Raw genomic sequence first — 11437 nt, forward strand, 5'->3', positions numbered from 1 at the left:
GCGACGGGGCTTCCAAAGACCGGCGGCCTCAAGACCTTCCTTCATGACGCGATTGACGATGCCTTGGCCGAACAGTTTGGCGGACCGACCGGAATCGCTCGAGAGAAGCCTTACACTGTCACCAAGCCGGTTACGTCTTTCAAGTTCGTCGGCATCAATCGGCTGGAAGGCCGGCAGCTCCATTGGCATTTCGATGATGGGCGCAGTTATGCCCTTCCCCCAGTCCGGCCCGACCGACATGGCGAGTGCGTCACGAGACAAAAAGCCGACAGTTCTCGCGCTTTCAACGTGCGCGGCAATCAAGCGCGCACCGTTCGATGCCGTGTAGGTTGCTCCCAGGTGAATTGAAAAGTCGAAGCGATGGGAGGCATTGCGTAGTCCCGCTCGGGCGGCTTCATCCAGCCGCCCCAGGACCTCCGCCGGCAGGACCAGTTGCAGCGTGGCTCCGGCGCGGGAGACTGCTGCAAACAAGGTCGAGAACGGTGGGTCCGGCAGGACTGAAAGCTCAAACTCATCCGCCACCCAGATGGTGACCGTATTTTTCGGCTGCACCCGCCTGGCGATAGCATCGGCGACCGGACGGCTCAGTTTGCATCCTTCGCCCGCGATGTCCTCGGCTTTGGGTTGAGCCACGGCAGCCAATACGCCGTTCACAATGTCCAGTGCAGCGCGGCGATCTAGCAATTCTTGCTGAGCAAAGAGATCGGCGACAAGGACACAACTTGAGCATCCCTTTGGACAGTTGCGTGGGCATTTGAGAATTTGGGCCGCCTCCCACAGCAGTCCCTGAACGTCGTCCAGCAGTCGCGGGGCGTAGCCGGCGCCTCCCGCATTGAGATCGAACAGGAAGATCGAGTGGGTCCGGCCACCGATCACGTCGCGGCGCGGACTTACCCCCAGGCCGAGCTCTCGCACTTCAACGCCAAGACGCCGGGCGAGAGCCGTGCGAACGCTCGAGGCTATCGCCCAGGCGGCGCCCTGGTTGGTCAGCCCAGAGAGCTGCACCTCTGCCACATCGGTCAGGGCCTCGAAGCCTAGCGCCAGAGAGTTGGTGACAGCATAGGTCATGTCGTTGCCGTCGCAGCGGCCGGTCTGCCCTTTCATAGGGGTCAGCGCGGCATGGTCGGAGAGATTTCCGTCGCTCTCCTCTGCCGCTCGGCCACAACGAAGACAAACATTGTATCCACGCTTCCGGACGCCAAGCGAATGATGGAAAACAAGCCCATCGGCTGTGGCGCGGCCGCGGCCGATGGTCGGATCCAGCAGCGGCTCCCAACGCGCATCGCGCGCGGAAATGCGCACCGGCTGCGGCTCGATGTAATCGATCCGATCCGTCTCACCATGCGCCTTCTCGCTCCAGTCCACCCGGAAGCCCGCCGGCTGGAGAAACTGTACCCATTCGAGTCTGTTTGATTCGCATGCCCTGCAGTGCTCCGGCCTCAGCAGACCGCAATCGGCCTCGCCGCAATCACGGCATTGCCATGACCAGCGGATGCTCTGGATTTCCCGTGCGGCAGCATCATGTGCTGGCCGCTCCCAGTTCAGCGTCACCCCGGCAGAGGTCCAGACGAGACCATCAATGACCACTTGGCCGCCCGGCGCGTATTCTCGGATGGCAACGTCGGCATTGCGGCTGGGATAGTCGTAGCGCCGGTTGCGCACGGTCTCGCTCTCTTCATCAGAACGTACTTTCTGGCGAGCCGCCGTCTCCGCACAATCATTAATGAAAGGCACGACCGCATTCGGGAACCCGTGCCCGGGCAACAGCGAGCGTACGGAAAGCTCCTTGAGGAGCGGCTCCCTGCAGAGCCTGCGAAGCTGGTTTTCGATGCTTCCTTTCGCTTCGGGCGTAAGGCCGACAGCCTGATCCCGCAGATTCTTCCACTGATCATGGAAGGCCTTCCACGTTTCGCCAAATCTGGCGGCGCAGCTTTGAAGGACAAGATCGATGTTGCGCAGGGAAGTGCCCTCCGTCAAGGCCTTGAGCCGGCCGGCCATCGCCTCCGCGGTGCTCGGGTCGTTCAGCCACAGGCAAAACTGGTCGACCGGCGGGTTCTCCTCGACGGCAAGCGTCAAGCCTTCTGGGCAGCCAAAGAACTGACCGGACCTGACGCGCATCAATTCTCCCTGCGATTGCCGGAACCACTGCCCCAGAAGGAGCGCGTTGGCGTGGCGCTGGACGATGCGTTGGGAGTCCAGCTTGACCTGCGGCGCGCGCATGGAGCTGCGCAGGTAACCTGCCGGGTCCATAAAAGCCTCGCGGTCAAGCGGCGTGTCTCGCGCGAAAGTAAGCGATGACGAGAAACTCTGTCCACGGCGGCCCGCTCGTCCGACACGCTGCCGATAGTTGGCGATTGACGGCGGAACATTGGTGTTCAGCACTGCCTCCACCGAGCCTATGTCGACACCCATTTCCATGGTCGTGGAGCACGCGAGCAGGTTGATCTCTCCCCGCTTGAACTGAGCCTCGAACTCGCGCAGCCGGTGCGGCGGCTGCTGCGCGGAGTGCTCCTCGGCGCGCATATAGGGTGCATGGGTCGCTGCACGGTCGTGTAGATCGGTCCATACACCGCGGCTGCGCAAATCGGCGACCATCGGATCGTTCTCGACGAAATCTTCAAGCAGCATACGCTCGTCAGCAGCCGGAAAGACGATCGGCAGTTTCGGGAAGGTGACAGCCGCTGGCTGATGGTGCTTGCGCGAGGGCGCGAGCCGCAACGCATAGGGCGTATTGCCGAAAACAAGACGAGGCAGTACTCGGTGCGTGATCGGACAAAGCCAAGCTTCCTTGACGGCACCGATATGCGCCTTTTCGATATCGAGTGCATAGGTCGATCCGGCGCCTTCAAACAACGGACGTAACTGGTCCCAAGCCGTTTGCAGGAGATCGTTGAGAACGGCGCGATCTTCCCCGCTGTCGCTCTCCAGAGCCAGGCCCTGCTCCAGTGCCAAGACGGGATTTGTCTGCCTGCCGAACCCCGTACGGGCCACCGGCCAAACCATGTCCGATTTATTGCGCTTTTCCCGGCCAGGGCCAACGATTGCCCTCAGAAAGGCGTGCCGCGGCAGAAGCCAGCGCGCGTCCTCTCGGCTCACGTTGAGCACGAAATTAGTGCGGACCGTATCGATGAGAAAATAGAGATAATCTTTCCAGTGCCACAGCGCGAAGCCGCGCTCCCTAAGTACGCGCGGCAGGCGGTCGTCGGTCAGGTTTTCGACCTGCGGGAACACCAGCTTGGCCAGACCAAGCGTCTCCAGGGCATTTGCGCGCCGTGGCCGACGAGCAAGCTCGCGCAGGATTAGGAAATTGGCCAATGCCCGTGGGTCGCGGAACCTGTCATCGCGGTCGGCGTCCCAGACATTGCCGATCCATTGTCTGAGCATCGGCTCGTCGGAAAAAGCCTTGACCATGTCGGGCCATGGGACCGGCTTGGCTGGGCCCGCGCCGGAAAGTTGCCGCTCGATGTCCAGCAAGGCGTCCTTGATGCTTGCATTACCGGCGGCAGCAGGCGCCAAAGCGGTTCGCATCGCTTCAAGTTCGGTCTGCTTGGCCTGGTCCAAGCTCTGCGGCATGGCCGCCTTCTGCACGGAATGATAAACGAAGCTGCGCACATAGCTGCGCTCGGACATCGTCTCGATGTTGGCGGCGAACCGCGCGGTTCCCTGCCGGCTGTCGGAAAAGGAAATTAACTGCCGTCCTTGTGACGGCAATTCGACATTGGCGCGCGTGCTGGGTGAAACACCTTCGAGCATGGTCGGCGCGGCGTTCTGGATCAGGAAGGGGGCGCCGAAGCGAAACGGCCACAAGATCTGTGACGACCGCTGTGAGGGCCTTGCATTGCAGCAAGGACAAGAGCCGCCGCCTACGACCGGGCTGATGTAGACAGTGCTGGTGGAGCCACGGCTATCGGGCAATAGGCCGGTCGTCAGGTCGATATCGCGCTCTAGGAGCCCAGCCGCGGCCCGGGAGCCTAACAGGCGCCTCATTCCATCGTTCATGACGGCGGTGACATCGTCTTCCTCCTCATCGTCGCCCCCCTCGTCGCGCTCGCGCGCACTCGTCGCCTCAAACTCGTCGCGGTCGGGCGGCGCAGCTTCAGGCAGAAGCCGGTCGCCATGATCATAGGCATTGAGGAACGGCTCCCCGCATTCGCGGCAGCTGATCACCTCGAAAGTGGGCGCATTGCACGACGCGCAGATCTCGCTCCGCTCGAAGTATACGGGACCGAACGGCCAGCCCTGCGGGCGGTCGCCCTTGCAGGCCGGATTGAGACAGGACCACAGGCCCGGAACGGCTCTGATAAACTTATGGACGCGCAGTGGCAGAGTCGAGTCTGCGACGGCCTCGAGGAAGGGGGCCGTTTGCGCTCCGGCGCGGCCGGCGGCCTCTCTAACCTGCGCCATGGAGACCGCGCCGCGTCCAAGCTCCGCCACAAGTGTGTGAACTACGGGATGGCTGCGAACGGTTTCAGGACGGTCAAGGTCAACCGAGCCGGAACTGGCCGCACACAGGCCGAGGGTCACCGGCCTGGGCTTGCCCATGACGACGTGAACCTGATCGACCGGCACGCCGGCAAGATCGGCCAGATAGCGCTGGAGGTTGCCCCTATCGCCTTCGCTGCCGTCGCCGATCGTGGCCGACGTCGCTACGAACCGCACGTCGCGCGCATTGACACCGAAGGCCTGCAGCACGCGGCGCAGCAGTAGCGAGATTTCGGCTGCCGACGACCCCACATAGCTATGCGCCTCGTCTATAACGATCCAACGTAGCTGCCCCTGCGATGCCTGGAGGATCGGATGGTCCTCTTTGCGGATCGTCATGTATTCCAACATCGTGGAATTTGTGACAAGCACAGGCGGCGGATCGGAGCGTAGCGTGCTGCGATAAAGCACCTGCTCGGGCAAATCTTGCTCGGCCTTGTCGCGCGCGCTCTTGCGCCTGTCGAGCATCAGCCCGTTATAGAGCGCGAAACGGATAGCACCGCCAAACGGAGCGATCCATCGGCGCAGCCGTTCCTCTTGGCTCGCGATGAGTGCATTCAGGGGGTAGAGCATCAGCGCACGTACGCCGCGCAACCTGCCAACGATCTCCGCCTCTCGGGCAAGGTCGTCCAGCATCGGCACCATAAAGCACTCTGTCTTGCCGGAGCCAGTGCCGCTGGAAACCAGCACCGACCGACGTTCCTTCAGAAGCTGCTCCCAAGCCTCCAACTGATGGGCAAAGGCAGGGTAGTTGAAGCGATGGTCATCCCCCGCTTTGCCAATCAGGGCATCGACGAGCCTGGGGTGCAGAAGGGACCCCCGCAACTGGTCGGGTGAGAGGCCCGACGAAACATAACCCGGCGCGCCCTCGATCACCGGCTCGGCAAACAGCGCGCCTTTGCGTACATCACTGCCGGATAGCCTGCCGCCAAGGAAGGCATTCAGCTCGTGATGACGTATTCCCGCCTGAGCGATGACCGCCGCTGCGACCCGCTGGCGAAGAAGCCTATCTACGGAGAGTGGGTTCGAATCCGACAAATCCATCACCTCGTTGACTGGTCTGAGAAGGCTGCGACGAACCCGTCGCAAAACCACCGGGGGTGCCGTCGGCTGACCGTTTTCACGCAGATTATCTGCGCTGGAGTGAGCGTGATGCGCCCCTGGGCGGCGCGAGCTGCGGCGACAGGCGCGTCAAGCGCGCGCCAATAGCGCTTGGGGACGTTCCAAACCGGGAGGACTTCTGTGAATTCCGGGCGGAATGGGCTCGGGTGGTGGTCGATTCTCCCGTCTGCACGGGTGACGAAGTCATTTGCTACGTCCTTGAGCGCAGGACGGGAGAGAGCGATCCCCAGAACCGGTAGTAATGCCGGAAAGTAGTTCGCTATCCTTCGAATTCGCTGACTGATGATCGGCATTATATAGGCATCCCCATAGGGCACGAGGCGAAGTAGGTGTTCCATCTCCTCGCGCCCCGCGTCGCTCCAGGCAGCGGCTGGCAATATCTCCCAGGCGAAGGGGAGGCCATCGCTAAGGCGAAAAAGCTGGGGCAGTTGTTCCTCTGCGGCCTGGAACAGCATCCGGGTTGCCACGCGAGGCCTGATGGAGAGCAGTGTCAGGATGTCGAAAGTCGAAGACGAAGGCCATCCAGAGACAACGCGATTTCGATCACGGATTGAACGAAGGCGCGGCATTCACCGGTCGAAGCAACAAGCATCGCGTCGCAAAGCTGCCCAAGCCGCTCCAGCCGCTCCGTACGGTCGGAAATCGTCATGGCCTGCGCAAGAGGCGTGTCAGCTTCCGCGGCCGGCAGCTCGCCCCAGATGACGCATGGCGCGCTAAGGACACGCTCTCCAGCGCGCAAGTAGACGAGCCAGTCTCCCGCTAGTGGGGGCAACTCGATCGGTTCGGGGGCCCTGCCACCGTTGCCTTCATACGGGCCGAGGTCTACCTCGCAGGCCGGCTCTCGGGGGGAGCGGCCAACTACCCGGACATGCTGGTCATGAAGCGTCCGATCTGGGACCCATTGTTGTGACTGCTGTATCAGCCGGCATTCGTAGGGCCTGAGAAACCAAACGTCGTTTGTGCCATGTGTGAAGCCCAGCTTCACCTTTGCGGCAGTATCACCTAGGGCATGCAGAAGCGCCGCGAGATCGTCGGCGACTGTCGAAAGCGGTAGTTCATCCTCAAACTGCCAATACGCCACTGCGCCGGGCACTGCCCGGTCATCCCGATCGAGCAGCACGCCCGCAAGTTCGTCCTTGCCGTCCGCCATTGCGACGAAACGATTGATCTCGGAATGCGAAAGACTTTCGCGACTGGGCAGCGGGCCACCGGTCCAGGTCGCGATCCATGGCGGATGCGGAAGTGGTATGTCCAGGACACACGCGTCGCTGGCGATGTTCGACAATCGCGCGCGCGCCATGGACCGGGCAATGTCCTTGTTACCGAGCACCCAGACCCGAGGACCTGCCTGTATTCCAGCATCCAGATAGACCTCCCCGTCCCAGCCGGACACCGACAGCTCGGACGGGCCTTCGTTTCGCCGACGCTCGATGCGAAAGGCCTTGGGCAAGATAATCGCATCGTGCCTGTCGCGAATGTGACGGGTAACGGCATCGAGCCAAGCGAACTCGAATAAGCCGAAACCGCTCCGCTCGATGGCGGGCCGCCATGTGCTCTCCCCTGGCCGACGCCACCAGATTTCCTGAATGGCGGACGATTCACGTGGCCCACGCCTCAAAATGAAGGACGGTTCCCCGAGAATCAGCACCTGATCGGGACCGGACGCCCGAAAACCGGAAGGGGTCTGCCCGCTCAGCACAAGCTCGTCACGTAGTTCCCCCTTCTGCCCGCTGCGCACCAGATATCTGTCGTGGCGAGGAGAGGTCGCAACTGCAGAACCCTGCACAAGCCACAGCGTGCGTGCGTCGCTCGGCCGGCCGGCGATCCTGGCACACCGGGAACTCAGGTCCGACGGAATGCAGACCCAATCATTTGGCGTATCAACATACAGACGTTCGGGCGAATAGCCCCGGCTGCCGGTGCCAATCAATTTCAGCTCCGTCGGCACATCGCCGGCATTCTCGCCGATCGCCTCATAGACCCTTAAGTCGCCGGTAAGGCGCTCCCCCCCAGGCAAGACGAATGGGCTACCCACCCGTAATCCACCACCTCGCATCTCCAGCGAAATTGCCACATCCGTGGGCACGTCGTACCTCATCCGGGCTGATATCGGCCGGCACACCCAGCGCCCATCGGCGTCTGGGTCGGCGACGGCAAGCTCGCCCGAAACATGGCGAGCAAACTCTTCGGAGGCATACAGGCGAAGCCTGTTCCAGTCGTTCACTAGGCTTGCGAGCACCGACTTCCCGCCGGCATCCTGGATGGTGCCGCTCAACTGGAGTTCGACTAGGTCCCGTCGGCCTATGCCGGCGCTCAGATGAAGCAGCCTCCTGGCTTTGATGGACGAAATCGGCTTGGCTGCCTCGGTGAGGAAGAGACCGTCGATCAGGGCCTTGCCGGCGGTGCTGTCGATCGAGACGGGCAGCCCATCCCGCCAGCCCTTGCAGTTATCATCCAGCCAGAGAGAAACAAGCGAACCGGGCGGCACGCCAGCCTCCTCGGCCATGTGCCGGAGGCGAACGATCTGGATCGCGAGCTCTCCCGACACCAGGCGAATCTCCTTGCTCCGCCATGTCTGGGGAACCATGTGGAGATGTTCTTCGCACACCGTATCGGCGATATCGGACGAACACATGTCCTGAGCCAGCAGGACGGATACCACGCGCTCCAGAAACCCCTTCGCCCAACCGCTGCCCGAGCCTTCCAGTGCCGCGACCGGAAAGCCGCCCTGCCGCGCGATAGCGGCCAGGCGATGATGCGTGCCATTCACGCGAAGCTCAGGGATCCGCCAGTATCGCAAGCCCTCGTCCGCCAGGTGGCGCCATTCCACCTGCGGCATACACAGGCCGAGAGGCCGGCCGACATCCGACCAATTGCGTTGCGTGCCGTCATAATGGCGTCTGAACCATTCCGACGCCCAGAGGACAAACTTGCCTGCCATCGATCCGGACGCCGGATTCGCGAGCATCGCTCGCTTGCTTTGAAGCTCGGACTGCAACCTGCCAAAACCGCTGTCCGAGAGCCTGTAGAGATAAAGAGCTCTCCCATCGACTGCAGGCAGACCGAGTTCCGACTGCCCGCTGAGTCCAGAGGCCTTTGCATCAACGAGCTTCCTGCGACGGAGAATTGCACGCATCAGCAAGAGCCTATGCTCAGGCTGCTCCTGTAGCTCGGCTATTATGCCGTCTAGCTCATGGACATTTCCCCGCGCGGCCTCGATGCGTTCTGCGTAATCCTCCACTCCCACTGTCTGCCCTATGCAACGCCCACCCTGATTTGCTCCCGAAGTCGGAGTAACTTCTGACTGCCCCACAAAATCATAGTCGGTGTACTTGTCCGCAGTCAAAGCATTCAGCGCACCTATTCGTTCATTTCCGCATCGATGTCCTCTTGGTCGCCGAATAAACCCGACGTGATATCAGCAGCCAACGATTTCTCCTTCGACAGTAGCCCGGCGTCCTCGAGCGCCTCGAAATCCGGCAGCTGGCGCAGCGTGTCGAGCCCGAACTGCGACAGGAAATTTTTCGTCGTCACACAGGTGTGGGGCGCGCCCGGCTGTGGGCTCCGCGGCCCCGAGGCGATGAGCTCCTGCGCACGCAGCACGCCGATCAGATCGCGCGACACCTCCTTGCCGAAGAAGCTCGACAACTCGCCAACGCGTGATCGGCTGGAAATAGGCAATGCACATCAGGACAAGCGACTCCGCCTCCGACAGTTCTTTTGATCCGTCGGCGCGCTGCTGGCCGAACGCGGCCCGTATGACGTCCCCAAAGACCTTTTTGGTCCGGTGCTGCCAGCCGCCGGCGACCGACACCAGCTCGTAGGGGCGACCGGCGAGCTCGGCGCGGATGTCGTCGATGACCAGGTCGAGATTGCAGTTTTTGCCCACCACCCGCGTCAGCACCTCGCGCGGCACAGGCTCATTTGCCGCAAAGATCACGGCTTCGACGCGGCCCATCCACTCGCGCCGGCGCAGTTCTGGCGGCAGGTGCTCGAGCTCGGTGTCGACCAGCATTCGCTGGACACCCCCCTTCTCTCGCGGGCGCTCGGAACGGGCGGCCTCGCTCATCGCTATAACCCAAACAGCCGGAAGCTGGTGCGGCCCGACAGCTCGCGCACGACATCCAGTTGCTGCAGTCGCTCGAAGAGCCGCCGCGCCGCAAAGCGCGACAGGTTTTTGGTCGTCAGCGATCCGGCGACAGCATCTTCATTGAGGAGCAGAAAAATCACGTCGCCGGCGCCTTTCGCGCGCAGTCTTGGCGCCACGCGCCGACCCAGGCCGGTTGCGCGCGGGCGAGCGTGTCGAGCGAAGCCAGCGCGGCGCCGGCCCGGAAAGCAGCGTCTGTGTCATGCAGAACACCACCGGCCGCGAGCGCCCAGGCCGGAACGGCGGGCCGCGCGGCGGGGCTGGCTGTCACGGGATCGAGACGAATCATGTGTTTGGAAGCGGTCGTGCGCTTTTGGCGATGATGTTCGCATCAAACGCACAGCTTGTCGGAACGACAAAACGAATGATAATGTTGCCTTATCAGTCACTTAAGCCCTTCGCCCTTCGCCCTTCGCGCTGAACTAAGGCATCGACCTTGCGGGCTCCCGTCTCAAATCAACCCCCACGCTCGAAACCTCTCCCTCCCCGTCATCTCGCGTAAATTGAGCTCGCCGACCAGGTTCAGCGCCCCCTGCTTCGAGATTTTTAGCGCCTCCTGGATCATGCCGGTGAAGACAACCGGACGTGACAGCACCAACTCTACCAAGTCCGGCAACTTCGAACTGGTTCGGCGTTGGCGCAGCCGCCGCTCCATTTGGCTTCTCGCCATCATCAGTCGATCATGCTCCTTCAATCCAGCCAGCGCTGCTTCCTGGATGGCATCGACAAACGCCAATACACGATCAGTTCGAATGCGTGCGCGCCGCCGCTCCCTCGGGATGTTCTTAGTACCGAGATTGAGGCTTGTGAGATGACCCGCCGCGACCCCTTCCTGCCTGAGCAGCGCGCCGACCAGCAGGGGCCCAAGCCAGGCGGCGTGTTGCAGGACCTCGATCTCCCACCAGGCATCGAGCAGGACCGCCGCGCGCAGGGTCACCGGCAGTTCTCGCGTCTGAGCGAGCACGTCCTGCCATTCGGCCAGACGCGCGTCCTCATCCCAGTCGAGATCGTAGACAAGTGCTGGGCGAGGAGGCTGCGAGGCCGCTTCTTTTCGGGCTAGCATCGCCCCACCGTCCAGCACCTTGGTGGTCCGTTCGAGCATCGCGTCGATTGCCGCCAACTCTTGCGCCAACGGATCCGGCTCATCCATGTCGGATGGCTCGTCAGCACCAGATGCCGGCACAGATATCACCTCCCCTTCCCGGCCGTCTCCCGCCGGCGAGGCCATGTTGCCCCGGCCGGTGAGCTGGCGCAGGCCATCGCGCCCGAGCGCCCAGTCCGGGGCGCGGGCAATAACCTGGCGGCGAGCGCGAAGCACGGCATGCGCGCGCGTGAGTTCGTGGGTCGGCGCACGCACGTCCATGTGGGCGTCGTGCAGCACGAGATCTTCCAGGTGGACGAGTTCGCCCTCGAGCCAGAGCGCGGCGGCCGCGTCGGCGAAGTTTTGGCGTTCGATCCAACCCTCGCGAACGCTCGAGCGGGCCAGACGCTCGTCGAGACGCGCCAAAAGCTCGGTGGCGCGGGTAACCGGCCCAATGAGGGGTTCCAGAGGAAGCTTTGTGACGTCGTAAGTCATTGATTTCACGCTACCTGATTCGCGATAGTCCAGCTATCTCCTGATTAACTTGACTTGTAGGTGGGTTCCGTTGGCGGTTTTATCACTATTGATAATGACTGCTTATCGAT

Annotated in this window: 6 protein-coding genes and 1 pseudogene; all 7 read right to left on the reverse strand. The window is 62.4% G+C overall.

Annotated elements, in window-relative coordinates:
* A partial coding sequence (locus tag EOA33_RS11380; RefSeq protein ID WP_127405661.1) for a DEAD/DEAH box helicase occupies nucleotides 1-5526 on the reverse strand: 5526 nt, incomplete at its 3' end.
* Entirely contained in the window at nucleotides 5526-6059 is a 534-nt protein-coding gene (locus EOA33_RS11385) for a hypothetical protein (RefSeq protein ID WP_127405662.1), read from the reverse strand. The genes EOA33_RS11385 and EOA33_RS11380, both read right to left, overlap by 1 nt.
* A 35-nt stretch (nucleotides 6060-6094) precedes the next feature.
* Nucleotides 6095-8740 carry an STY4851/ECs_5259 family protein gene (locus EOA33_RS11390; protein ID WP_127405663.1) on the reverse strand — a complete coding sequence of 882 codons (2646 nt, stop codon included), beginning with the start codon at nucleotides 8738-8740 and terminating at the stop codon, nucleotides 6095-6097.
* A 224-nt stretch (nucleotides 8741-8964) separates the two neighbouring features.
* Nucleotides 8965-9673: pseudogene (locus EOA33_RS11395) on the reverse strand (SMC-Scp complex subunit ScpB).
* A gap of 2 nt (nucleotides 9674-9675) precedes the next feature.
* Complete coding sequence (locus EOA33_RS38960; protein WP_245482306.1) at nucleotides 9676-9870, reverse strand: DUF1403 family protein; 195 nt, start codon at nucleotides 9868-9870, stop codon at nucleotides 9676-9678.
* Nucleotides 9831-10040, reverse strand: a complete 210-nt coding sequence (locus tag EOA33_RS38965; RefSeq protein WP_190234256.1) for a DUF1403 family protein — start codon at nucleotides 10038-10040, stop codon at nucleotides 9831-9833. Before EOA33_RS38965 ends, EOA33_RS38960 begins: the two co-directional genes overlap by 40 nt.
* A 162-nt stretch (nucleotides 10041-10202) precedes the next feature.
* Nucleotides 10203-11327, reverse strand: coding sequence for an RHE_PE00001 family protein (locus EOA33_RS11405; protein ID WP_127405664.1), 1125 nt, complete (start codon nucleotides 11325-11327; stop codon nucleotides 10203-10205).
* Nucleotides 11328-11437 lie beyond the last annotated feature (110 nt).

Origin of the sequence: Mesorhizobium sp. M4A.F.Ca.ET.050.02.1.1 (genome assembly GCF_003997725.1) — a bacterium.
Lineage (GTDB): Bacteria > Pseudomonadota > Alphaproteobacteria > Rhizobiales > Rhizobiaceae > Mesorhizobium.